The organism is Streptomyces sp. NPDC032745, from assembly GCF_055579465.1.
The window spans coordinates 1-25,221 of record NZ_JBVING010000012.1; the positions used below are offsets into that span (position 1 = coordinate 1).

The window sequence follows — 25,221 nt, forward strand, 5'->3', positions numbered from 1 at the left end:
ACGCCCGGTTACATTCCGAACCCGGAAGCTAAGCCTTTCAGCGCCGATGGTACTGCAGGGGGGACCCTGTGGGAGAGTAGGACGCCGCCGAACAACCCGCCCTTTTAGCTCAGTCGGTAGAGCGTCTCCATGGTAAGGAGAAGGTCAACGGTTCGATTCCGTTAAAGGGCTCCAAAGAAAAGGCCCCCGCCTCATGGCGGGGGCCTTTTTGCGTTTCCGGGAGTTGGCTCGACCGCTGGACGGGCGGGCTGCACCACCACTCTCTAACATGGGCGGCAAGGGTGGACAAGGCACGACCGGCAGCTTCGAGGTGCCCCTGAGGGGCGCCCGGAAGGCCTGGGAGGCGTGATGACCGTACCCTCTGACGCGGCACCGCAGCACACGCAGAGCGACCCCGAGGACGTCCTCAAGCAGGTCGGAAGCACCTGGCACTGGGCACTCGGCTTCGCCCTCGCGACCCTGATTCCCGGCATCCTGGTACTCGTCTGGCCCGACGAGACGCTGCACATCCTGGCCGTCATCATCGGTCTGCAGCTCCTCGTGGCGGGTGTCTTCCGTTTCGTCACGGCCTTCTCGCAAAGCAGCGACGGCGGCGGCAGACTCGCGGGCGTCCTGGTCGCCATGCTGGCGTTCCTGGCGGGCGTCCTGGTACTGCGGCATCCGATGCAGACGATCGGCGCGCTGTCCCTGATCATCGGGGTGTTCTGGTTGCTGACCGGAGTGCTCACGGCATACACGGCGATCGCAGATCGTGCGCTCCTGCACCGGGGTCTGCTCTTCGGCCTGGGAGTTCTCGGCACCATCGCCGGAATCGTCGTGCTCTGCTTCCCGGTGGATTCCGCGGTCGCGCTGACACGGCTGCTGGGACTCTGGCTCGTCCTGCTGGGTGTGTTCGAAGTGGTGATGGCCTTCGCACTGCGCTCCTCCACCCGCCACACGAGGCCCGGCTAGTCGCCCTCGCGCTGGTGGGGGACGCGGAAGGCCAGGATGGCCATGTCGTCCGAGGCGGGTTCGGCCGCGAAGCGTTCCACCGCACGCAGGACACGGGAGGCGACGGCGCCGGCGGTCAGGCCGGTGCACGTCGTGAGGACCTCCGCGAGGCCGTCGTCGCCCAGCATGCGGGTGCCCTCGCGGCGTTCCGTCACGCCGTCCGTGACGCAGAGGAGGACGTCGCCCGGATCCAGGGTGAGGGTCTGCTCGTAGAGGTCGAGGTCGTCGATCACGCCGAGCAGGGGCTGCGGGTCCGCGGCCGGGGTGACTTGGCCGTCCGGGCGCAGCCGGAGCGGCAGCGGGTGGCCTGCGCAGACGACCTTCATCAGGGCGCCGCCGTCCGGCTGGGGGTGGAGCTCGCCGTACAGGAGGGTGAGGAAGCGGCTGCGGGCGCCCTCGTCGAGGATCGCCGCGTTCAGCCGTTCCAGTACCGCCGGGCCGCCGAGGCCCTCGCGGGCCAGGAGGCGCAGGGCGTGGCGTGCGAGGCCGGTGACGGCGGCCGCCTCGGGACCCGTACCGCAGACGTCCCCGATGGCGAAGCCGTACGCTCCGTCGCGGATCGGGAAGACGTCGTAGAAGTCGCCCCCCACCTCGTTGCCCTCGCCGGCCGCGCGGTAGATGACCTCGACCTCCATGCCGGGGATGGCGGGGGAGCCGGGCGGGAGCAGACTGCGCTGCAGGGATCGGCTGATGGCGGTGCGCTCGGAGTAGAGGCGGGCGTTGTCGAGGGCGAGCGCGGCGCGGCGTGAGAGGTCCTCGGCGAGTTCGAGGATCTCCTGGCGGAAGTGCTCCTCGGACGGCTTCCCGAGGGTGAGCATGCCGATCACTCGGTTGCGGGCCAGGAGGGGGAGGACGACGGTCTCCCCGCCGACCGCCGAGGTCGTCGTGGGCCAGGGGCGGGCGCCGGCCTCGCGGACCGGTTCGGGCGGGCTGACACGGGAGAGCAGGGCCTTGAGGCCGTCGATGCGTTCCTCGTCCTCGTGCAGCACGTACGAGAGGTACGGATCGGAGGACTGGTCGGCGATGGTGTAGACGGCGCACCAGGTGGCCAGGGTCGGGACGGTCATCTGGGCCACTAGGGCCAGGGTCTGGTCCCGGTCGAGGGTGCCGGCGAGCAGGTCGGAGGCCTCGACGAGGAAGGACAGGGAGCCGCGGCGCAGGCGTTCCAGCTCGCCGAGGCGGGCGGATTCGACGGCCAGGGCGATGCGGTCGGCGGCGAACTGGAGGCGCAGTGCCTCGGCGTTCGAGTAGCGGCCGGGGTTCTCGGTGGCGACGCCGAGCGAACCGGTGAGCCGGCCCTCGACCTTGAGCGGGACGGTGATCACCGACCGCATGCCGGTGGCCTCCAGCAGCGGGACGGCTCCGGGGACGGCGGCGAGGTCGTCGTGGACGGCGGGCATGCGGGCTGAGCCGTACCGGTTGGTGCCGGCCTCGACGGGGACGCGGGCGAAGCGCTGGCGGGTGGAGGGGAGCCCGGTCGTGGCGCGCACCTCGAGCTCCGTCTCGTCGTCGGTGGCCAGCAGCAGGAAGGCGGAGTCGGCGTCGAGCATGTCGCGGGCGCGTTCGACGGTGCGCTGGAGGAGTCCGTCGAGGTCGTCGGGGGCGGGAGAGCCGATGAAGACCTCAAAGGGGTCCGTGGGGCGGGGCTCGGTGAGCTGGAGGCTGTCGGCGGGTGCCACCCGTACGGGGGTCTGGAGCAGGGCCCGCTCGTCGTCGTGGACCAGTAGGCAGACGATGGAGGGCTCACCGTGGGCATCGCGGACCCGCAGGTGGGAGGCGTACACGGGGATCACGCGGCCGTCGGCGCCGCGGATGCCGTAGCTGCCCTCCCAGCGGGACAGGCGCAGGGCCTCGGCGATGCCGGTGCCGGTTCCGGGGGTTTGGGGCCAGGCGGCCAGTTCGGCGAGCTGGCGGCCCACGACTTTCTCGGCGGAGTAGCCGAAGACGTGCTCGGCGTCCTCGTTCCAGGCGGAGATGGAGTCGGAGGCGTCGATCTGGAGGACGGCGACGCGGACCCGGCTGTCGGCGAGCGGGAGGAGGCGGTCCGGGACGACGGGTCCGGCGGAGCGGGTACCGACCGGCCGGTCTGGCAGGTCGAGCCGGAACCACACGTGCTTGTGCGTGGCGGTGTACTCGACGCCCCAGCGGGTGGCGAGGGCGGCGCAGAGCATCAGCCCGCGGCCGCTCTCGCGGTCGGGGTCGGCGTACGGGCGCTCGCCGGGGTGCTGGAGCGGCAGCTCGCGTTCGGGATACCGGTCGGCGATCTCGACCCGTACCCCGTCCCCGGAGCGCAGGCACAGGACCTCGGCCTTGGTGCCGGCGTGGACCACGGCGTTGGTGACGAGCTCGCTGGTGAGGACCACGGCGTCGTCGACGATGTCCGCGAAGCCCCAGCCCTGGAGGGTGTCGCGGACGAACGCTCGGGCCGCGGCGACCGAGCGCCCGAGGGGGTCGAAGCTGGCAGCCGCCCGAGCCGTGATCACGAATCTCCTTCGACGCGGTTGGACATCGGATGCCAGGTTACTTACCTTCGCGGTCGGCTTGGTGCCGTCGTCCGGGATTCCCCCCGCAGGGTGCGGCCGGTGTGCGATGGTGCCGAAGTGTTATGGCCGGGTTCGGCCAGGGTGAAACACTGGGCAGGATCGGATAGCCGGGCGTGCGACTCGCCGGGTGTCGGTGGAACAGCGGTCGACCCTTTCGGGAGGGACACGGTGGAGTCTGGCGCAGCGGTGCGGCGAACGGGAACGCGCCCGAAAGGCGGGAGGTCCCGCCGGAACGGCACGACGGAAGTCGATACCGCCGCCCTGAACCGGCTGCTCACGGCCCTGGTGTCGATGCGGGACGGGAATTTCCGCAAGCGGCTGACGGTGTCCGGCGAGGGCGTGATGGCGGAGATCGCCGCCGTCTACAACGAGGTCGCCGACCGCAATCTCCATCTGACGGGAGAGCTCTCCCGGGTGCGGCGGATGGTGGGCCGCGAGGGGAAGCTGAGCGAACGGCTGGAAACAGGCGCCTGCGAGGGCTCCTGGGCGGCCGCGATCGATGCCTCGAACCAGCTGGTGGACGATCTTGCCCGGCCGGTGTCCGAGGTGGGCCGGGTGCTGTCGGCGGTCGCCGAGGGTGATCTGGACCAGCGGATGGACCTGCGGACGCAGACGGCGGACGGGGCCGGGCATCCGCTGCGCGGCGAGTTCCTCAAGGTCGGGCGTACGGTCAACAATCTGGTCGACCAGCTGTCCGCGTTCACCGACGAGGTGACGCGCGTGGCGCTGGAGGTGGGTACCGAGGGCAAGCTCGGCGGGCAGGCCCAAGTGCGCGGAATGTCGGGTTCTTGGAAGGATCTGACCGACTCCGTCAACACGATGGCGTACCGGCTCACCGCTCAGGTGCGTGATATCGCTCTCGTCACGACGGCGGTCGCGAAGGGCGATCTGTCGCGCAAGGTCACGGTGCACGTGGCCGGCGAGATGCTCCAGCTGAAGAACACCGTGAACACGATGGTGGACCAGCTGTCGTCGTTCTCCTCGGAGGTGACGAGGGTCGCCCGTGAGGTGGGTACGGAGGGTGAGCTCGGCGGCCAGGCGAAGGTGCCCGGGGTCGCGGGCGTGTGGAAGGACCTGACCGACTCCGTCAACACGATGGCGGGCAACCTGACGGCCCAGGTCCGCGGGATCGCTCAGGTCACGACGGCCGTCGCCAATGGTGACCTGTCGCAGAAGGTACGGGTCAGCGCTCGCGGCGAGGTGGCGCAGCTGGCCGAAACGATCAACCAGATGACGGAGACGCTGCGGACCTTCGCGGACGAGGTCACGCGTGTGGCCAGCGAGGTCGGGGCGAAGGGAACGCTCGGCGGCCAGGCGCAGGTGCCGGGGGCCGCGGGTACGTGGAAGGACCTCACCGACTCGGTGAACACGGTCTTCCGCAACCTCACCACGCAGGTGCGGGACATCGCAACGGTGACGACGGCGGTGGCCAACGGCGACCTGTCGCAGAAGGTCACGGTCGACGTGGCCGGCGAGATGCTGGAGCTGAAGAACACCGTCAACACGATGGTGGACCAGCTCCAGTCCTTCGGTGCGGAAGTGACGCGTGTGGCCCGTGAGGTCGGCGTCGAGGGTGAGCTGGGCGGTCAGGCGCAGGTGCCGGGTGCGGCGGGTACGTGGAAGGACCTCACCGATTCGGTGAACACCGCCTTCCGCAACCTCACCGGCCAGGTGCGCAACATCGCGCAGGTGACGACGGCGGTGGCCAACGGCGACCTGTCGCAGAAGGTCACCGTGGACGTCTCGGGCGAGATGCTCCAGCTGAAGAACACCGTGAACACGATGGTGGACCAGCTGTCGAGCTTCGCCGACCAGGTCACGCGGATGGCGCGGGACGTGGGCACGGAGGGCCGCCTGGGCGGTCAGGCCCGGGTCGAGGGGGTGTCCGGGACGTGGAAGGAACTCACCGACTCCGTCAATTTCATGGCCGGCAACCTGACCTCGCAGGTGCGCCAGATCGCCCAGGTGACGACGGCGGTGGCCCGCGGCGACCTGTCGCAGAAGATCGACGTGGACGCGCGCGGCGAGATCCTGGAGCTGAAGAACACCATCAACACGATGGTCGACCAGCTCTCCGCCTTCGCCGAGCAGGTGACCCGGGTGGCCAGGGACGTGGGTACGGAGGGCAGGCTCGGCGGTCAGGCGCAGGTGCCCGGCGTGGCCGGTGTCTGGCGCGACCTGACAGACTCCGTGAACGGCATGGCCGGGAACCTGACCTCGCAGGTGCGCAACATCGCACAGGTCGCGACGGCGGTGGCCCGTGGTGACCTGTCGCAGAAGATCGACGTGGATGCGCGCGGCGAGATCCTGGAGCTGAAGAACACCCTCAACACGATGGTGGACCAGCTCTCGAACTTCGCGGAGCAGGTGACCCGGGTGGCCCGCGAGGTGGGCACCGAGGGCATCCTGGGCGGCCAGGCGGAGGTGAAGGGGGTCTCCGGCACCTGGAAGGACCTCACGCAGTCCGTCAACTTCATGGCGAACAACCTGACCTCTCAGGTGCGCAACATCGCCGAGGTGACGACGGCGGTCGCCATGGGCGATCTCTCCAAGAAGATCACCGTGGACGCCAAGGGCGAGATCCTCGAGCTGGTCACGACCGTCAACACGATGGTGGACCAGCTGTCCTCGTTCGCGGAGCAGGTGACGCGGGTGGCCCGCGAGGTGGGTTCCGAGGGCATCCTCGGCGGCCAGGCCCGGGTGCGCGGGGTGACGGGCATCTGGAAGGACCTGACCGACAACGTCAACCTGATGGCCAACAACCTGACCTCGCAGGTGCGCAACATCTCGCAGGTCTCGGCGGCGGTCGCCAACGGTGATCTGACGAAGAAGGTCACGGTCGAGGCGCGTGGTGAGGTCGCGCAGCTCGCCGACACGGTCAACACGATGGTGAAGACCCTGTCCTCGTTCGCCGACGAGGTGACGCGGGTGGCCCGCGAGGTGGGTACGGAGGGCCGGCTCGGCGGTCAGGCGCACGTGCCGGGGGTCTCCGGTACGTGGAAGGACCTCACCGATTCGGTGAACTTCATGGCCTCGAACCTCACCGGTCAGGTGCGGCAGATCGCCATGGTCACCACCGCCATCGCCAAGGGCGACATGACCAAGAAGATCGACATCGACGCGCGCGGCGAGATCCTGGAGCTGAAGACCACGATCAACACGATGGTCGACCAGCTGTCCTCGTTCGCCGACCAGGTGACCCGGGTGGCCCGCGAGGTGGGCACCGAGGGGATCCTGGGTGGCCAGGCGCGGGTGCGGGACGTGGACGGCACCTGGCGCGACCTCACGGAGTCCGTGAACGAGATGGCCGGGAACCTGACCCGGCAGGTGCGTGCGATCGCGGCCGTGGCCACCGCGGTGACCCGCGGCGACCTCAACCTGAAGATCGACGTGGACGCGGCGGGCGAGATCCAGGTCCTCCAGGACAACATCAACACGATGATCGCGAACCTGCGCGACACCACCCTGGCCAACAAGGAGCAGGACTGGCTGAAGGGCAACCTCGCCCGGATCTCCGCCCTGATGCAGGGCCGCCGCGAGCTGGACGACGTGGCTTCGCTGATCATGAGCGAGCTGACCCCGGTGGTCTCTGCGCAGCACGGGGCGTTCTTCCTGGCGCTTCCGTCGGGCGGCACCACCGAGATCGGGACGGAGGGCGGTCCCGACGGCGCGTACGAGCTGCGGATGCGCGGGAGTTACGCGTACGCGGGCGGTCAGATGCCCACGTCCTTCCGGCCGGGGGAGGGGCTGATCGGCACCGTCGCCGAGGAGAAGCGGACGATCCTCGTCGAGAACACCCCGCCCGGCTACCTGAAGATCTCCTCGGGTCTCGGGGAGGCGCCGCCGGCGCACGTGATCGTGCTGCCGGTGCTGTTCGAGGGGAAGGTGCTCGGCGTCATCGAGCTGGCGTCCTTCCAGCCGTTCACGCAGATCCAGAAGGACTTCCTGAGCCAGATCGCCGAGATGATCGGTACGAGCGTCAACACGATCAGCGTCAACTCCAAGACGGAGATGCTCCTCAAGCAGTCGCAGGAGATGACCGAGCAGCTGCGCGAGCGTTCCGACGAGCTGGAGAACCGGCAGAAGGCACTCCAGGCGGCCAACGCCGAACTGGAGGAGAAGGCCGAGCTGTTGGCCCAGCAGAACCGGGACATCGAGGTGAAGAACACCGAGATCGAGGAGGCCCGGCAGGTCCTCGAGGAGCGTGCCGAGCAGCTCGCGGTCTCGATGCGCTACAAGTCCGAGTTCCTGGCGAACATGTCGCACGAGCTGCGTACGCCGCTCAACTCGCTGCTGATCCTGGCCAAGCTGCTCGCCGACAACGCGGACGAGAACCTGTCGCCGAAGCAGGTGGAGTTCGCGGAGACCATCCACGGTGCGGGCTCGGATCTGTTGCAGCTGATCAACGACATCCTCGACCTGTCGAAGGTCGAGGCCGGGAAGATGGACGTCTCGCCGACCCGGATCGCGCTGGTCCAGCTCGTGGACTACGTGGAGGCCACGTTCCGGCCGCTGACCGCGGAGAAGGGCCTGGACTTCTCGGTACGGGTTTCCCCGGAGCTGCCCGCGACCCTGCACACGGACGAGCAGCGCCTCCTCCAGGTGCTGCGCAACCTGCTGTCGAACGCGGTGAAGTTCACCGACACCGGGGCGGTGGAGCTGGTGATCCGGCCCGCCGGGTCGGACGTGCCGACGGCGATCCGGGAGCAGTTGCTGGAAGCCGGTTCGCTGCGGGAGGCGGACGGGGACCTGATCGCCTTCTCGGTGACGGACACCGGGATCGGAATCGCGGCGAGCAAGATGCTGGTGATCTTCGAGGCGTTCAAGCAGGCCGACGGAACCACCAGCAGGAAGTACGGCGGTACGGGCCTGGGGCTGTCGATCAGCCGGGAGATCGCCCGGCTGCTGGGCGGGGAGATCCACGCGGCGAGCGAGCCCGGCCGCGGGTCGACGTTCACGCTGTACCTGCCGCTGCACCCGAGCGAGCTGCCGCCGCAGGGGTACGCGCCGCCCACGCCCGGCGGCGGGCGCGGTGAGGTGTACCGCAGGCAGGTCGACGGGGCGCGGCCCGCGCTGCCGGCGGCCTCGGCGGCACCCGTCACCGCAGCGCAGGTGCAGCCGCAGCACGTACGGCCCGGGGTGTCGGCCGCCGAGGCGGCCGGTCAGGGACAGGGCGGAGCCGCGCTGTTCCGGCGGCGGCGCAAGGCGCTGAGCGACCTGGAGCCGCGTACGGCGGTGCCGGGGCAGCCGAACGCGCAGGGGCCCGAGGAGGGTTGGGTCAATCCGGAAGAGGAGCTTCCGGTGGTGCCCCGGACGTATGACTTCCACGGTGAGAAGGTGCTCATCGTGGACGACGACGTCCGGAACGTCTTCGCGCTCACTAGTGTCCTGGAGCAGCACGGGCTGGCGGTGCTGTACGCGGAGAACGGCCGGGAGGGCATCGAAGTCCTGGAGCAGCACGACGATGTGACCGTCGTGCTGATGGACATCATGATGCCCGAGATGGACGGGTACGCGACGACCTCGGCGATCCGGCGGATGCCGCAGTTCGCCGGGCTGCCGATCATCGCGCTGACGGCGAAGGCGATGAAGGGGGACCGGGAGAAGGCGATCGATTCGGGCGCTTCCGACTATGTCACCAAGCCGGTCGACCCGGACTATCTGCTGTCGGTGATGGAGCAGTGGATGCGCGGCAAGTGATCGACTGCAGAGCGCTCTGATACCAATTGCTGACTGACTGTGGCGAAAACGGTGTGGAAGGGCGGGAGACGGGGAACCTTCTGCTCTCCCACACCGTTTCTGCTTCGTGCACAGTGACATCTTGGTGACAGGGTGTGGCGATCTCGGGACTGGGGCTACGATGACCGGCACAAGGACGGACGGCGTAAGGATGCCGTCCTCTTCTGGGGCGGGGCCCGGCGTACAGGCCGGTGCCAGGAGCCGGGGAGGCCCCATGCCGGGGCGAGGAGGACAGGGCATGGTGCAGAAGGCCAAGATCCTCCTGGTCGACGACCGGCCGGAGAATCTGCTGGCGCTGGAGGCCATCCTCTCCGCGCTCGATCAGACACTGGTCCGGGCGTCGTCGGGGGAGGAAGCGCTCAAGGCGCTGCTGACGGACGATTTCGCGGTCATCCTGCTGGATGTGCAGATGCCCGGGATGGATGGATTCGAGACGGCCGCGCACATCAAGCGGCGGGAACGGACCCGGGACATCCCGATCATCTTCCTCACCGCGATCAACCACGGTCCGCACCACACGTTCCGCGGCTACGCCGCCGGCGCGGTGGACTACATCTCCAAGCCCTTCGACCCGTGGGTGCTGCGGGCCAAGGTCTCGGTGTTCGTGGAGCTGTACACGAAGAACTGCCAGCTCAGGGAGCAGGCGGCGCTGCTGCGGCTCCAGCTGGAGGGTGGCGGCTCGGGCGGTGACAGCAAGGAGACGGCCAGCCTGCTGGCCGAGCTCTCCGCGCGGCTCGCGGCGGTCGAGGAGCAGGCCGAGGCGCTGACCAAGCAGCTCGGCGAGGAATCGGCCGATGCGGCGGTCGTGGCGACCGCGGCCCATCTGGAACGCAAGCTCACCGGTCTGCGGCGGGCGCTCGATGCGCTCGAGCCCGGGACCGGCGGGGGAACGCCGGTGCTGCCCGCCCAGAGCTGACCGCTTCGCGGGCCGGTGCCAGGTCTGGCGGTGCGTCAAAGCACCGACACGGCACGCGACACGAACGGGTGAAGGGGTGGGCACGCGTGTCCACCGGCGCGCGCACCGGTAACCTCGGCCCCATGGCCTCACGTACGTCCGGCAAGGGTTCCCAGAGCGCTGCGGGCACCGCGAAGGGCCGCACCGGCCGGACGACGGCGCCGGCGAAGAAGGCGGCCCCCGCCCGCAAGCCTGCCGCGAAGAAAGCCGCGGCGCCCCGGCGCGCTCCCGTCAAGAAGGTGGCGCCCAAGCCCGCGCCGTCACCGACCGGGGGCGTGGTGCGGCTGGTGCGCGCCGTGTGGCTGGGCTGTGCACACGCCGTCGGCGCGGTGTTCCGCGGGATCGGCCAGGGGGCCAAGAACCTCGACCCCGCCCACCGCAAGGACGGCGTCGCGCTGCTGCTGCTCGCCCTCGCGCTGATCGTCGCCGCCGGTACCTGGTCGAACCTGAGCGGTCCCGTCGGGGATCTGGTCACCATGCTGGTCACCGGCGCTTTCGGGCGACTGGATCTGCTCGTGCCGATCCTGCTCGGCGTCATGGCGGTACGTTTCATCCGCCATCCCGAACAGCCCGACGCCAACGGCCGGATCGGCGTCGGCCTCTCCGCGCTCGTCATCGGTGTGCTCGGCCTCGTGCACATCGCCTGCGGGGCGCCGGGCCGGGACGAGGGCACCACCGCCATGCAGAACGCGGGCGGGCTGATCGGCTGGGGCGCCTCGAAGCCGCTGATCTTCACCATGGGCGCGCCGCTGGCCGTGCCGATGCTGGTGCTGCTCACGATCTTCGGGCTGCTCGTGGTCACGGCGACCCCGGTGAACGCGATCCCGCAGCGGCTGCGGAGGCTCGGCATCCGGCTCGGGATCATCGCCCCGAACGAGTACGACGAGGGCTTCGGGGAGGACGGCGCCGCCGGCCGGCACGACCCCGAGCAGTGGCGGGCCCGCTCCGGCGCCGCCGACTCCGGTGACCCTGCCGACCTCGCCGGTCCTGCCGATTCCGCCGACACCGCCGAGGAGCAGGCGCTCGCCCGGCGGCGGCGCCCGCGGCGGACCCCGGTCCGGCCGGCCCGCGACCGGGAGATGGACGCCGTCGACGTGGCCGCGGCGGCCGCCGCCGCGCTGGACGGGGTGGTCTACGGCGGAATGCCGCCCTCCCCGCTGGTGGCCGACCTGACGCACGGCATCGCCGCCGACCGCGCGGGCGTGGAGATCACCGCTCCGGTGCCGCCCGCCCGTGAGGAGCGGCCCAAGGCCGCCGCCCCGGAGCCGGCCGAGCCGCCGCACGCCACCACCGCCGCGGCTTCCGGGACCTTGTCCGTGCCGGACCTCACCAAAGCCCCTCCGCCGCACCAGCCGCTGCCGCCCCGCGCCGAGCAGCTCCAGCTGCGGGGGGACATCACGTACGCACTGCCCTCGCTCGACCTGATGGAGAAGGGCGGGCCCGGCAAGACCCGCAGCGCCGCCAACGACGCGGTCGTCGCCTCGCTGCGCAACGTGTTCACCGAGTTCAAGGTCGACGCGGACGTCACCGGCTTCACCCGGGGGCCGACGGTCACCCGGTACGAGGTCACCCTGGGCGCGGCGGTCAAGGTCGAGCGCATCACCGCGCTGACCAAGAACATCGCGTACGCCGTGGCCTCGCCGGACGTCCGGATCATCAGCCCGATCCCGGGCAAGTCGGCGGTCGGCATCGAGATCCCGAACACCGACCGCGAGATGGTCAACCTGGGGGACGTGCTCCGCCTGGCGGACGCGGCCGAGGACGACCACCCGATGCTGGTGGCGCTCGGCAAGGACGTCGAGGGCGGCTACGTCATGGCCAACCTCGCGAAGATGCCGCACGTGCTCGTCGCCGGCGCCACCGGCTCCGGAAAGTCCTCCTGCATCAACTGCCTGATCACCTCGGTAATGGTGCGGGCCACCCCGGAGGACGTCCGGATGGTGCTCGTGGACCCCAAACGGGTGGAGCTGACGGCGTACGAGGGCATCCCGCACCTGATCACGCCGATCATCACCAACCCCAAGCGGGCCGCCGAGGCGCTCCAGTGGGTCGTCCGCGAGATGGACCTGCGCTACGACGACCTGGCCGCCTTCGGCTACCGGCACATCGACGACTTCAACCAGGCCATCCGGGACGGCAAGATCAAGCTGCCGCCGGGCAGCGAGCGGGAACTCAGCCCGTACCCGTACCTGCTGGTGATCGTCGACGAGCTCGCCGACCTGATGATGGTCGCCCCGCGCGACGTCGAGGACTCGATCGTCCGGATCACCCAGCTGGCCCGCGCGGCCGGCATCCACCTGGTGCTCGCCACCCAGCGGCCCTCGGTGGACGTGGTAACCGGCCTGATCAAGGCGAACGTGCCCTCGCGCCTCGCGTTCGCCACCTCCTCGCTCGCCGACAGCCGGGTCATCCTCGACCAGCCGGGCGCCGAGAAGCTGATCGGCAAGGGCGACGGGCTGTTCCTGCCGATGGGCGCGAACAAGCCGGTCCGCCTCCAGGGCGCCTTCGTCACCGAGGACGAGATCGCCGCGATCGTGCAGCACTGCAAGGACCAGATGGCGCCCGTCTTCCGGGACGACGTCACCGTCGGGCAGAAGCAGAAGAAGGAGATCGACGAGGAGATCGGCGACGACCTGGACCTGCTGTGCCAGGCGGCCGAGCTGGTGGTCTCCACCCAGTTCGGGTCGACCTCGATGCTCCAGCGCAAGCTCCGGGTGGGCTTCGCGAAGGCCGGCCGGCTCATGGACCTGATGGAGTCGCGGGGGATCGTCGGCCCGAGCGAGGGGTCGAAGGCGCGCGACGTGCTGGTCAAGGCGGACGAGCTGGACGGGGTCCTCGCGGTCATCCGGGGAGAGACCCAACCGTAATTCGCGGGCGGGCAACCGTTTCCCTTGGGGCCGCGTCAAGTTGAGGGAGGTGGCGGCACCGCACCTGGTGCCGGTCCGCCGCAGCACCCGGACTTCCTGCACTGTTCGGATTGCCATTCGGATGGCGTAGGAAGTCCACCCTCCGGTTGCTCCACCCTTTCGTCACCCCCCTAGACTGGACATCCAGCAGGTGGCTACACGCTCGAAAGGCGCCCTCGTGTCCATCGGCAACTCCAACTCCCCCGAAGATGAGCGGCCTTCGACCGACGACCGGTCCGAGGACCGCATCATCGAACCCACAGTCGAAGGACCGTCCATCGGGACGGCCCTGAAGAAGGCCCGGATCGCCGCCGGGCTCACTGTCGACGAGGTCAGTTCCACCACTCGCGTGCGCATCCCGATCGTGCACGCGATCGAAGCTGACGATTTCACGCGGTGCGGCGGCGACGTCTACGCCCGCGGTCACATCCGTACGCTCGCCCGCGCCGTCCACCTCGATCCGGAACCCCTGGTCGAGGCGTACGACGACGCCCATGGCGGCCGGCCGGCGCCCACGCCCGCCGCGCCGATGTTCGATGCCGAGCGGATCCGTCCCGAGCGGCAGCGGCCCAACTGGACCGCGGCCATGGTCGCCGCCATCGTCGCCGTGATCGGCTTCGTGGGCTTCACCGCCTTCGGCGGCGACGACGCGAAGGACAAGCGGCCGGTGGCGGAAGGTTCCGCCTCCCCGCAGGCCGCACCCAAGCAGTCGGCCGGCAAGCCGGCCGCCCAGCCCCCGCAGACCCCGAAGGCGCCCCAGCCGGAGCCCTCGGACAGTGCCATCGCCGCCGCGCCCAAGGACCTCGTCACGGTCGTCCTGACGGCCAACGAGGGCGAGAGCTGGATCTCCGCGAAGGACCACAGCGGCCGGCTGCTGTTCGACGGGACGCTGGCCCCGGGCGAGTCCAAGACCTTCACGGACAAGGAATCCATCGACCTCGTCCTCGGCGACGCCGGGGTCGTGAAGCTCTTCGTGAACGGCAAGGAGATCAAGGACGATTTCCAGCCGGGTCAGGTGGAACGCCTCACATACACCAAGGACGACCCCCGCCAGGGAGCCGCACAGGCGGGCTGATATGGCGCTGAATCCTTGATTCCGGGTCCCCGGGGTGCTGCGCCGCACTCCGGGGATCTTGGTTTACCGGGACTTGGGGCGGGGGGCGGCGTTTGGACAAAGTAGTCTTGAGTCCATGCCCGAACGCCGTACCGTCGCCCTTGTCACTCTTGGCTGCGCCCGTAACGAGGTGGACTCGGAGGAGCTCGCAGGCCGCTTGGCGGCGGATGGCTGGGAGCTCGTCGAGGACGCCGCCGATGCGGACGTAGCCGTCGTCAACACCTGCGGCTTCGTCGAAGCCGCCAAAAAGGACTCCGTAGACGCCCTGCTGGAAGCCAACGATCTCAAGGATCACGGCAAGACCCAGGCCGTCGTCGCCGTCGGCTGCATGGCCGAGCGCTACGGCAAGGAGCTCGCCGAGGCGCTCCCCGAGGCCGACGGTGTGCTCGGCTTCGACGACTACGCCGACATCTCCGACCGCCTGCAGACCATCCTCAACGGCGGCATCCACGCCTCCCACACCCCGCGTGACCGGCGCAAGCTGCTGCCGATCAGCCCCGCGGCGCGCCAGGACACCGAGGTGGCCCTCCCCGGCCACGCCCAGTCTGCGCCCGCCGAGGAGCCGGCCGAGGCCCCCGCAGACCTGCCCGACGGGCTCGCGCCCGCCTCCGGGCCGCGCGCGCCGCTGCGCCGCCGCCTGGACAAGAGCCCCGTCGCCTCGGTCAAGCTGGCCTCCGGCTGTGACCGGCGCTGCTCCTTCTGCGCCATCCCGTCCTTCCGCGGCTCCTTCATCTCCCGCCGCCCCGGCGACGTGCTGGGCGAGACCCGCTGGCTGGCCGAGCAGGGCGTCAAGGAGATCATGCTGGTCTCCGAGAACAACACCTCGTACGGCAAGGACCTCGGCGACATCCGGCTGCTGGAGACCCTGCTGCCCGAGCTGGCCGAGGTGGACGGGATCGAGCGCGTCCGCGTCAGCTACCTCCAGCCCGCCGAGATGCGGCCCGGCCTGATCGACGTACTCACCTCGACCCCCAAGGTCGTGCCGTACTTCGACCTGTCGTTCCAGCACTCGGCCCCCGACGTGCTGCGCTCCATGCGCCGCTTCGGTGACACCGACCGCTTCCTGGAGCTGCTGGACACCATCCGCAGCAAGGCCCCGCAGGCCGGTGTCCGGTCCAACTTCATCGTCGGCTTCCCCGGCGAGAAGGAGTCGGACTTCGCCGAGCTGGAGCGGTTCCTCACCCACGCGCGGCTCGACGCGATCGGCGTCTTCGGCTACTCCGACGAGGACGGCACCGAGGCCGTCACGTACGAGGGCAAGCTGGACGAGGACACGATCGCCGAGCGGCTCGCCCACATGCAGCGGCTCGCCGAGGAGCTCACCTCGCAGCGCGCGGAGGAGCGGATCGGAGAGACCCTGGAGGTACTCGTCGAGTCCGTCGAGGCGGTCGACGACGAGGGTGACGGCGCCTACGGGCGTGCCGCGCACCAGGCCCCCGAGACCGACGGCCAGGTCGTCTTCACGGACAGCACGGGCCTGGTGCCCGGCCGTATCGTGACGGCCAAGGTGGTCGGCACGCTGGGCGTGGACCTGGTGGCCGAGCCCCTGCATCTCGAGGAGGCGGCCGGATGACCGGAGTCCCGGCATCTGCGGCGGGCGGGACCGGCCGCCGGCCCGCGCCCGGCGCGAAGCTGGGGGCTGCGGCGGTCGATCAGGCCAGCCTGTGGAACATCGCCAACATCCTGACGATGATCCGGCTCGTCCTGGTGCCGGGATTCGTGTTGCTCCTCCTCGCCGACGGCGGGTACGACCCGGTGTGGCGCGCGTGGGCCTGGGCCGCGTTCGCCGTCGCCATGATCACGGACATCTTCGACGGGCACCTGGCCCGTACGTACAACCTGGTCACGGACTTCGGGAAGATCGCCGACCCCATCGCCGACAAGGCGATCATGGGGTCGGCTTTGATCTGTCTCTCCTGGCTGGGTGACCTGCCCTGGTGGGTGACCGGGCTGATCCTCGGGCGGGAACTCGGGATCACGCTCATGCGTTTCTGGGTCATCAGGTACGGAGTGATTCCCGCCAGCCGGGGCGGCAAGCTCAAGACCCTGGCCCAGGGGACGGCGGTGGGCATGTACGTGCTCGCGCTGACCGGGGCGCTGGCGACCATGCGCTTCTGGGTGATGGCGGTCGCCGTCGTGCTGACCGTGGTCACCGGTTTGGATTACATCCGCCAGGCCGTGGTGCTGCGGCGCAAGGGTCTGGCTGCGGAGCAGGCCGCGAGGTGACACAACCGGTGGGGGAATCTCCGGTGGCCGGTGGGGCGGCTGCGGACGTCGCGGGGGCGGCGGCCGGGACCGGGGACACCGCCGCGATCGCTGCGGAGGTGCTGCGTCTCCTTGCGGAGAGTGACCAGACCCTTGCCGTCGCCGAGTCGCTGACGGGCGGGATGGTCGCCGCGGAGCTCACGGCCGTCGCCGGAGCCTCCCGGTCCTTCCGGGGTTCGGTCACCGCCTACGCGACGGAGCTGAAGCACCGGCTCCTGGGGGTGGACGCCGGGCTGCTGGCCGCCGAAGGTGCGGTGAACGCGCAGGTCGCGGCTGAGATGGCGGCCGGGGTACGGCGCGTGCTGGGGGCTTCGTGGGGGATCGCGACCACCGGGGTGGCCGGTCCGGACCCGCAGGACGGGCAGCCGGTGGGCACCGTTTTCATCGCCGTGGCAGGGCCGGCGGGCAGGAAAACCGTCCCGCTGAGGTTGAACGGCTCCCGTACGGAAATCCGTAGGGAGAGTGCACGGACAGTGCTCGAACTGCTCTCGAGCGAACTCCGCGAGAATGTGCGGGGGCAGGATACGGAACAGAACGGGGGGATTTGATGTTTGCAGCCCTGAGTGAACACGACATAGCTCCCCGCACGGCCGCGGCGCGAGGCGGTACGGTGGGGCGTGAAGGATGCGGCTACACGGTCAGAGGAGGGAGCCACCGATGATTCTGCTCCGTCGCCTGCTGGGTGACGTGCTGCGTCGGCAGCGCCAGCGCCAGGGCCGTACTCTGCGCGAAGTCTCCTCGTCCGCCCGAGTTTCTCTCGGCTATCTTTCCGAGGTGGAGCGGGGGCAGAAGGAGGCATCCTCCGAGCTGCTCTCCGCGATCTGCGACGCGTTGGACGTACGGATGTCCGAGCTGATGCGCGAGGTCAGCGACGAGCTGTCGCTGGCTGAGCTGGCGCAGTCGGCCGCGGCAAGCGAACCGGTGACGGTGCCGGTCCGCCCGATGCTCAATTCGGTCTCCGTGACTTCGGTCGCGGGTGGCCCGGAGCGGGTGACCATCAAGGCGCCTGCGGAAGCGGTGAATGTCGTAGCCGCGTGAGCTCGATGCGCGAGCTGTGAAGAAATGAGCGTGGCCGGAGCCCCGGTCGGTGCGTGATGCACCGGCTGGGGCTCCGTGCCTTTGCCGCGCCCGCTCGTACGGGGCTCGTGGCGGACTCCAGTCCGGGGTCCGGTGCCGGGTCCGGCCCGCTGCGTGCCGTGCTGTTCTGGGTGCGGGGGCGGAGGGGTTGCGGGACGATGGTCCCGTCCGGTTCCCCGGCCGCTGGGAGGTAGCCGTGCGGCGGTTACTCATACCCCTCGCGCTGGCGATGGGTGTGCTGTGGTGGTGGGCGGTGCTGCGGCTGGCGCTGGCACCGGGCGAGTCGGGGCCGGTGGAAGGCGCGGTGGCCGTGGGCGGCTGGGGGCTGGGCCTGCTGCCGGTGCACTGCACGCCGCGGCCCGTACGCAGGGCCCGGAGGGCGGCGGACGGCGCCGCGGAGTCCGATGGGGCGGCGGCCGACCGGGCGGCTACCAGGGCATCGACACTCCCCCGTTCGGGCGGAGGATCTGGCCCGTCATGAAGGACGAGGCGTCCGAGGCGAGGTAGAGCACGGCCTGGGCGATGTCCGCGGGTTCCCCGACGCGGCGCAGGGGGGACATCCGGACCATCGCGGCCTCGGTCTGCTCCTGGACCTCGGGGCTGTGCCGGCCGGTCATCGGGGTGCGGATCCAGCCCGGGGCGACGGCGTTGACCCGGATGCCGTGGGGGCCGGCCTCGGTGGCCAGGGTCTTGGTGAGCTGGATGACGGCGGCCTTGGCGGCGCTGTAGCAGAGCAGGCCGGGCTGGGCGGCGTCCACGGCGCCGGAAGCCATGGTGACGATCGAGCCGGGGCGGCCGGCCGCGATCATGGCACGGGCCGCCTCCTGGCAGGTGCGCAGGACTCCCTTGAAGTTGATGTCCAGGACCCGGTCGAGGTCCTCGTCGGACGTCTCCAGGACGCTGCTGGTGTGCATGATCCCGGCGATGGCGGCAGTGATGTCGAGCGGTCCGGAGGCTGCGACGGCGGCGCGCAGGGCTGCGCGGTCGGTGACGTCGAGGGGGTGGACGGTGGCGGATCCGCCGGCCTTGGCGACGAGGTCCGCCGTCTCGGCGAGGCCGGGCCCGTCGCGGTCCGCGCAGTGCACGGCGGCGCCCGCCTCGGCAAGGAGGACGGCGGTGGCGCGGCCTATGCCGCTCGCGGCGCCGGTGATCAGGGCGGTCCGGCCGGTGAGGTCGTACGGGGCTCTGGGTGTGGGCATGCCGGGACCGTACGACCAGATCTGACGGAGCGTCAACTATGCGGTCGGGCCGGGTTGGCAGCGGGGGCACCAGTAGGTCGGACGGTCGTCCTGCGGGGCCTCGCGGACGGGGGTGCCGCAGCGCAGGCAGGGGCGGTGCGTGCGGCCGTAGACGAAGAGTTCCCGGCCGGGGCGGCGGCTGCCGGTGGTGTTGCGGATCCGGCGGTCGCCGATGTTGGCGCGCAGCAGGCGGTGGGCGGCGCCGGCGAGGCGGACGGCGGTGGTCGCGGGGTCGGGGAGGTCGCCGACCGGGGTCCAGGGGGTCACCCGGGCCAGGAAGCAGAGCTCGCTCTTGTAGATGTTGCCGATGCCGGCGAGGTTGCGCTGGTCGAGCAGGGCCTCGCCGAGGGGGCGCCCGGGGGTGGCGAGGAGGCGGGCGGCGGCCTGGTCGGCGTCCCAGTCCGGGCCGAGGAGGTCGGGGCCGAGGTGGCCGACGGCGCGGTCCTCGTCGGCGGTGCGGAGCAGTTCGACGACGGGGAGGCGGTAGCCGACGGCCGTGTGTCCGGCGGTGGCGAGGACGGCGCGGATCTCGTGGGCGGGGCCGCCGTGCCACTTCTCGTGCGCGGCGAAGACGCGCCAGGCGCCGTCCATGCCCAGGTGGGTGTGGAGGGTGAGGCCGCCCTCGAAGCGGGCGAGGAGGTGTTTGCCGCGCGGGGTGACGTCCAGGGTGGTGCGGCCGGTGAGGTCGGCGGTGGCGAAGCGGGGGACGCGCAGGTCGCAACGGGTCAGCTCATGGCCGGCCAGGGCCGTGTGCAACCGGGCCGCCGCGCGCCAGACGCTGTCTCCTTCGGGCATGGCGCCATTGTCGCCCCGCGGGGGCCGGGGGTGCGCAGGGGGCCGGGACGGCCGGAGCCCCCGCCGCGCTGTGGCGCGGCAGGGGCCCGGTCGGGAAGGGGAAGGTGCGGAGGGAACCGCCACTGCTTCCGGTGCGCCACTACTTCCAGTAGAGGGCCTTGCCCTGGGCCAGGCCGAACGGGTCGCCCCAGTACATGGCGCCGGCGACCTTCGTCTGCGCGGACGGGGCCAGCGCGATCGCGCAGCCGGTCTGCGTCTTGCCGTTGGTGAAGCCCTTCGGCAGCGACTCGTGCGGGCACTTCTCGTAGTTGCCGATGACCGACACCTCCTGCGCCTCGCTGCCGTCGCTGAGCGTGCCCTTGATGTGGCCCACCGAGGTGAAGGACAGGTCCGTGGAGCCGACGTTCTTGACGGTGTAACGGACGAAGTAGGGCACCATCCCCTTGACCTTGTCACCGAGCTTGAGGGCGTCAAGGTCGGAGGCCTGACCCTGCTCGACCGCGGTCACGGTGAGGGCGATCTCCCCCGTGGTGCTTCCGCTCTTGAACGGGAACTGCGCGGCCTCGCCGAACTTGAACGTCTGGCCGGCCTTCGCAGTGCCGCCGGCCGGGGCGCTGCCGCCGCCGGTCGAGGCGCCGGTGCTGGCGCCGGCGCTGGGCTGCGCGGATTCCTGCCCGCCCTGGCTCGGCTGGGCGGCCGGCGCGCTCGACTGCGCGGGGGCGGCCTCCTCGTTGCCGTTCTTACAGCCGGTCAGGGTCAGGGTTCCGGCAACCGCCAGACCGATGACGCCCGTTGCTGCTCGTCGCATACCGGTGGTGCTCATTTTCTGGTCCCCCATGAGTGTTCATCTTTGACGTGGCATCGTCACGTTCGATGCCTGCGGGGATCTTGATAGTCCAGAAAAGCGGGCGGATGCCAGCCGAGAGGGGCTTCGTGACGTGCTCCGTACATAAGCGGGACGTAAGTGCAACGCTCGAGACCGGACTGCCGGATTCAGGAGCGAAGCCGCAGGCCGCGCGGGGTGGCGTGGAATCCGGCGGTCTCGAGGACCTGGCCCAGGGGAGAGGTCAACGCCGGGGTGGCGTTGATGCGTTCCACCGTGAGTGCCGGGAGGGTGCCGATCCGGGACCCGGCCGCCAGTGCCGCGGTGGCCGCCGCGAGACGGGGGTCGTCCGCCGGGGGCCAGGCCAGCAGCGTCTTGCCGCCCCGCTCGAGGTACAGGGTGAGCTCGCCGTCGACCAGGACCACCAGCGAGCCCGCCTTGCGGCCAGGCTTGTGGGTGGCCCCGGCCGGGGGCTCCGGCCACGGCAGGGCCGCGCCGTACGCGTTCGCCGGATCGGCGGCCGCCAGGACGACCGCCGCCAGCGGGGGCGGGTTCCGTTCCGCCGACCGCAGCCGGTCCACTGCGCCGTCCATCGCGAACTGGGCCGCGCCCAGGCCTTCCACCACATAGCCCCGGCGGGCCTGGCCGCTGTCCTCGAAGGCCGACAGCACGCGGTACACCGCGCTGAAGCCGCCCTCCACGCCTTCGGCGGCCACCGCGCCCCGAGTGACCACGCCGTGCCGGTCCAGCAGGGTCCGGGCCAGTGCGTGGGCCCGGTGGGTCGGGTCGGGGGCCTGGGCGGGCAGCAGCGACCAGCGGCCGGAGACCGTGGGCGGGCCCGGGCGGGACACCTGCGCGCTGAGCGTCCCGTACCGGCCGCGCGGGATCGTGCGCCGGGCGCGGTGGGCGGTGGCGCCCGCCGTACGGCCCGAGCCGAGCAGGGAGCGCAGCGGGGACAGCGTGTCGTTCGTCAGCCGGCCCGACCAGGCCAGGTCCCAGACGGCCTCGGACAGTTCGAGGTCCGTGGCCTCGGACCACTTGGCGCGCACCGATTCCGCGAGCTGGCGGAAGAACAGCCCGTACCCGCCGGACAGGGTGTCGAGGATCGACTGGTGAAGGGGCGTCAGCTCCAGCGGGTGCGGCGGCGGCAGCAGCAGCGGGGCCGCGTCCGCCAGGTACAGCGAGACCCAGCCGTCCTTGCCCGGGAGGGCACCGGCGCCCGCCCAGACCACCTCCCCGGTGGTGGTGAGCTCGTCCAGCAGGGTCGGGGAGTACCCCGAGACCCGCGAGGGCAGGATCAGCCGCTCCAGCGCCGATGCGGGGACCGGGGCGCCCTGCAGCTGTTCGACGGCCCGGGCCAGGCCGTCGATGCCGCGCAGGGCACCTCCCAGGTGCTGCCACTGCGGCAGGAACGTGGCCAGGGAGGCCGGCGGCACCGGCTCCAGCTCCTGGCGCAGCGCTGCCAGGGAGCGGCGGCGCAGCCTGCGCAGCACGGTCGCGTCACACCACTCCTGGCCGATGCCGGCCGGGTGGAACTCGCCCTGCACCACCCGGCCCGCCGCCGCGAGCCGGTGCAGGGCGCCCTCGGTCACTGCCGCGCCCAGGCCGAACCGGGCGGCCACCGCGGTCGTGGTGAACGGCCCGTGGGTGCGGGCGTACCGGGCCAGGAGGTCGCCGAGCGGGTCCTTGACCGGCTCGGTGAACGCCTCCGGGACCCCGACCGGGAGCGCCGTGCCCAGCGCGTCGCGCAGCCGGCCCGCGTCCTCGACCGCCGCCCAGTGGTCCGTGCCGCCGATCCGGACCACGATGGCCCGGCGGGCCTGGGCCAGCGCCTTCGGCCAGGCCGGGTCGGCGCCCCGCTCGGCCAGTTCGGCCGTGGTCAGCGGGCCGAGCAGGCGCAGCAGGTCGGCGACGGACTCGGCGTCCTTGGCCCGCCGGTCCCCGGTCAGCCACTGGAGCTCCCGCTCCAGCTCCTCCAGTACCTCCGCGTCGAGCAGTTCGCGCAGCTCGGCCTGGCCGAGCAGCTCCGCCAGCAGACGGGAGTCCAGCGAGAGCGCGGCCGCCCTGCGCTCGGCGAGCGGCGAGTCCCCCTCGTACAGGAACTGGGCGACGTACCCGAACAGCAACGAGCGTGCGAAGGGGGACGGTTCGGGGGTGGTGACCTCGACCAGGCGGACCCGGCGCGCCTCGATGTCCCCCATCAGCTCCGTCAGGCCCGGCACGTCGAAGACGTCCTGGAGGCATTCCCGTACGGCTTCCAGCACGATCGGGAACGACCCGAACTCCGAAGCCACCTGGAGCAGCTGGGAGGCGCGCTGGCGCTGCTGCCACAGCGGCGTGCGCTTGCCGGGACTGCGGCGCGGCAGCAGCAGGGCGCGCGCCGCGCACTCGCGGAACCGGGAGGCGAACAGGGCGGAGCCGCCCACCTGGTCGGTGACGATCTGGTTGATCTCGCCGTGGTCGAAGGCGACGTCCGCGGCGCCCAGCGGGGCCTGTTCGTCGTCGAACTCGAAGGCGTGGGTGTTCGCCGGATCGTGGTCGAGCAGGTCCATGGACAGCAGGTCGGCGTCGGGCAGCCGCAGCACGATCCCGTCGTCCGCGTGCATGACCTGAGCGTCCATCCCGTACCGCTCGGCGAGACGGGCGCCGAGGGCCAGCGCCCAGGGGGCGTGCACCTGGGCGCCGAACGGGGAGTGGACGACGACCCGCCAGTCGCCGAGCTCGTCGCGGAACCGCTCGACCACGATGGTCCGGTCGTCCGGGACGTGGCCGCAGGCCTCGCGCTGCTCCGCGAGGTACGCCAGCACGTTCTCCGCGGCCCACGCGTCGAGGCCGGCCGCCAGCAGCCGCAGCCGGGCGTCCTCCTCGGGCAGGCCCCCGAGCTCGCGCAGGAACGCACCCACCGCGCGGCCCAGTTCCAGGGGCCGGCCCAGCTGGTCGCCCTTCCAGAACGGCAGCCGCCCGGGGACCCCGGGGGCGGGGGAGACCAGGACCCGGTCGCGGGTGATGTCCTCGATCCGCCAGGAGGTGGTGCCCAGGGTGAACACGTCGCCCACACGGGACTCGTAGACCATCTCCTCGTCGAGCTCGCCCACCCGACCGCCGCCCTTCTTCGGGTCCGCGCCCGCGAGGAACACGCCGAACAGCCCGCGGTCGGGGATCGTGCCGCCGGAGGTGACCGCGAGCCGCTGCGCGCCGGGCCGGCCGGTGATCGTCCCCGCCACCCGGTCCCAGACGACCCGTGGCCTGAGCTCCGCGAAAGCGTCGGACGGGTACCGGCCCGCCAGCATGTCCAGGACCGCGGTGAACGCCGACTCCGGCAGCGCCGCGAACGGCGCCGCCCGCCGCACCAGCGCGAGCAGATCGTCCAGCTGCCAGGTGTCCATCGCGGTCATCGCGACCAGCTGCTGCGCGAGGACGTCGAGCGGGTTCGACGGGATGCGCAGCGACTCGATGGACCCGCTGCGCATCCGTTCGGTGACCACTGCCGCCTGGACCAGGTCTCCGCGGTACTTGGGGAACACGACCCCCGTGGACACCGCGCCCACCTGGTGCCCGGCCCGGCCCACGCGCTGGAGCCCGGAGGCCACCGAGGGCGGGGACTCCACCTGCACCACCAGGTCCACGGCGCCCATGTCGATGCCCAGTTCCAGACTGGAGGTGGCGACCACGGCAGGCAGCCGGCCCGCCTTCAGGTCCTCCTCCACCAGCGCCCGCTGCTCCTTGGAGACCGAGCCGTGGTGCGCCCGCGCCAGCAGCGCCGGGGCACCCTGGGCGGCCCCCGACTGGGCCATGATCTCGGCCGGCGGCGCGCCGTCGGGCAGCTTCTCGCCCATGGCGCGCTCGTACGCGATCTCGTTCAGCCGGTTGCACAGGCGCTCGGCGAGGCGGCGGGAGTTGGCGAAGACGATCGTGGAGCGGTGGGCCTGGACCAGGTCCGCGATCCGCTCCTCCACGTGCGGCCAGATCGAGGGCTTGTCCCCGCCGTCCTTCCCCTCGGAGGCCGGTGATCCCCCCAACTCGCCCATGTCCTGCACCGGGACGACCACCGACAGGTCGAACTCCTTCGCCGAGGGCGGCTGGACGATCTCGACCTTGCCGCGCGGCGCGAGGTACCGGGCCACCTCGTCCACCGGCCGGACCGTCGCCGACAGTCCGATCCGGCGCGCCGGGCGCGGCAGCAGCTCGTCCAGCCGCTCCAGGGACAGGGCCAGGTGCGCGCCGCGCTTGGTCCCCGCGACCGCGTGCACCTCGTCCAGGATCACCGTCTCGATCCCGGCCAGTGCATCCCGCGTCGCCGAAGTCAGCATCAGGAACAGCGACTCGGGCGTGGTGATCAGGATGTCCGGCGGCCGGGTGGCCAGCGCCCGCCGCTCGGCCGGCGGGGTGTCCCCCGAGCGGATCCCCACCCGGATCTCCGGCTCGGGCAGGCCCAGGCGGACCGACTCCTGGCGGATCCCGGTCAGCGGGCTGCGCAGGTTCCGCTCCACGTCGACCGCGAGGGCCTTCAGCGGGGACACGTACAGCACCCGGCAGCGCTTCTTCGGCTCGGCCGGAGGCGGGGTGGACGCGAGCTGGTCGAGGGCGGCGAGGAAGGCGGCCAGGGTCTTCCCGGAGCCGGTCGGCGCCACGACGAGCACGTCGGAGCCCTCCCGGATGGCCCGCCACGCCCCCTCCTGCGCGGAGGTGGGCTGGACGAAGGCCCCCGTGAACCAGGAGCGGGTCGCGGGGGAGAACGAATCGAGCGCAGAGCCGGCCATGCCCCCATCCTGCACC

The 25,221-nt window shown here is 71.3% G+C and carries 15 protein-coding genes, 1 tRNA gene and 1 rRNA gene; 12 read left to right on the forward strand and 5 right to left on the reverse strand.

All coding sequences use genetic code 11. The annotated features are described in order from the left end of the window. The 3 genes from rrf to ACZ5WG_RS27785 all read left to right on the forward strand — a co-directional run. A 5S ribosomal RNA gene (gene rrf, locus ACZ5WG_RS27775) occupies positions 1 to 93 on the forward strand; the annotation flags it as partial. Between the two features lie 5 nt (positions 94 to 98). Continuing rightward, positions 99 to 174, forward strand: a tRNA-Thr gene (locus ACZ5WG_RS27780). A 174-nt stretch (positions 175 to 348) separates the two neighbouring features. Then, positions 349 to 951: an HdeD family acid-resistance protein gene (locus ACZ5WG_RS27785; RefSeq protein WP_468726678.1), complete on the forward strand. Its 603-nt coding sequence runs from the start codon at positions 349 to 351 to the stop codon at positions 949 to 951. Here the strand turns inward: ACZ5WG_RS27785 and ACZ5WG_RS27790 are convergent. Then, entirely contained in the window at positions 948 to 3,509 is a 2,562-nt protein-coding gene (locus ACZ5WG_RS27790) for a SpoIIE family protein phosphatase (protein WP_468726900.1), read from the reverse strand. The genes ACZ5WG_RS27785 and ACZ5WG_RS27790 overlap by 4 nt on opposite strands. Before the next feature lie 192 nt (positions 3,510 to 3,701). Between ACZ5WG_RS27790 and ACZ5WG_RS27795 the strand changes: the two genes are divergently transcribed. The 9 genes from ACZ5WG_RS27795 (at position 3,702) to ACZ5WG_RS27835 (ending at position 18,070) form a co-directional block, all read left to right on the forward strand. Then, positions 3,702 to 9,233 (forward strand): HAMP domain-containing protein, encoded by a 5,532-nt coding sequence (locus ACZ5WG_RS27795; RefSeq protein WP_468726680.1) that lies wholly within the window; start codon positions 3,702 to 3,704, stop codon positions 9,231 to 9,233. A 277-nt stretch (positions 9,234 to 9,510) separates the two neighbouring features. Continuing rightward, the gene (locus tag ACZ5WG_RS27800) at positions 9,511 to 10,188 is read left to right on the forward strand and encodes a response regulator (RefSeq protein WP_468726682.1); all 678 of its coding nucleotides are present in this window, start codon (positions 9,511 to 9,513) and stop codon (positions 10,186 to 10,188) included. Positions 10,189 to 10,310: 122 nt separating this feature from the next. Beyond that, the gene (locus tag ACZ5WG_RS27805; protein WP_468726683.1) at positions 10,311 to 13,094 is read left to right on the forward strand and encodes an FtsK/SpoIIIE family DNA translocase; all 2,784 of its coding nucleotides are present in this window, start codon (positions 10,311 to 10,313) and stop codon (positions 13,092 to 13,094) included. Positions 13,095 to 13,311: 217 nt separating this feature from the next. Further along, the gene (locus ACZ5WG_RS27810; RefSeq protein WP_468726684.1) at positions 13,312 to 14,208 is read left to right on the forward strand and encodes a helix-turn-helix domain-containing protein; all 897 of its coding nucleotides are present in this window, start codon (positions 13,312 to 13,314) and stop codon (positions 14,206 to 14,208) included. Between the two features lie 115 nt (positions 14,209 to 14,323). Continuing rightward, the gene (rimO, locus tag ACZ5WG_RS27815; RefSeq protein ID WP_468726685.1) at positions 14,324 to 15,820 is read left to right on the forward strand and encodes a 30S ribosomal protein S12 methylthiotransferase RimO; all 1,497 of its coding nucleotides are present in this window, start codon (positions 14,324 to 14,326) and stop codon (positions 15,818 to 15,820) included. After that, positions 15,817 to 16,473, forward strand: a complete 657-nt coding sequence (gene pgsA, locus ACZ5WG_RS27820; protein WP_468726686.1) for a CDP-diacylglycerol--glycerol-3-phosphate 3-phosphatidyltransferase — start codon at positions 15,817 to 15,819, stop codon at positions 16,471 to 16,473. The genes rimO and pgsA overlap by 4 nt, the downstream gene beginning before the upstream one ends. Before the next feature lie 86 nt (positions 16,474 to 16,559). Beyond that, the gene (locus ACZ5WG_RS27825; protein WP_468726901.1) at positions 16,560 to 17,060 is read left to right on the forward strand and encodes a CinA family protein; all 501 of its coding nucleotides are present in this window, start codon (positions 16,560 to 16,562) and stop codon (positions 17,058 to 17,060) included. A 109-nt stretch (positions 17,061 to 17,169) separates the two neighbouring features. Continuing rightward, positions 17,170 to 17,550: a helix-turn-helix domain-containing protein gene (locus tag ACZ5WG_RS27830; RefSeq protein ID WP_030301503.1), complete on the forward strand. Its 381-nt coding sequence runs from the start codon at positions 17,170 to 17,172 to the stop codon at positions 17,548 to 17,550. Between the two features lie 268 nt (positions 17,551 to 17,818). Then, the gene (locus tag ACZ5WG_RS27835; RefSeq protein ID WP_468726903.1) at positions 17,819 to 18,070 is read left to right on the forward strand and encodes a hypothetical protein; all 252 of its coding nucleotides are present in this window, start codon (positions 17,819 to 17,821) and stop codon (positions 18,068 to 18,070) included. Here the strand turns inward: ACZ5WG_RS27835 and ACZ5WG_RS27840 are convergent. The 4 genes from ACZ5WG_RS27840 to ACZ5WG_RS27855 form a co-directional block, all read right to left on the reverse strand. Further along, positions 18,018 to 18,788, reverse strand: a complete 771-nt coding sequence (locus ACZ5WG_RS27840; protein ID WP_468726687.1) for an SDR family NAD(P)-dependent oxidoreductase — start codon at positions 18,786 to 18,788, stop codon at positions 18,018 to 18,020. The genes ACZ5WG_RS27835 and ACZ5WG_RS27840 overlap by 53 nt on opposite strands. A gap of 36 nt (positions 18,789 to 18,824) precedes the next feature. Further along, entirely contained in the window at positions 18,825 to 19,622 is a 798-nt protein-coding gene (locus ACZ5WG_RS27845) for an Fpg/Nei family DNA glycosylase (protein WP_468726688.1), read from the reverse strand. 139 nt (positions 19,623 to 19,761) lie between these two features. After that, positions 19,762 to 20,445, reverse strand: a complete 684-nt coding sequence (locus tag ACZ5WG_RS27850) for a hypothetical protein (RefSeq protein ID WP_468726689.1) — start codon at positions 20,443 to 20,445, stop codon at positions 19,762 to 19,764. A 170-nt stretch (positions 20,446 to 20,615) separates the two neighbouring features. Further along, a complete protein-coding gene (locus tag ACZ5WG_RS27855; RefSeq protein ID WP_468726690.1) occupies positions 20,616 to 25,205 on the reverse strand; it encodes an ATP-dependent helicase in 4,590 nt (1,529 codons plus the stop codon). Between the last annotated feature and the right edge of the window lie 16 nt (positions 25,206 to 25,221).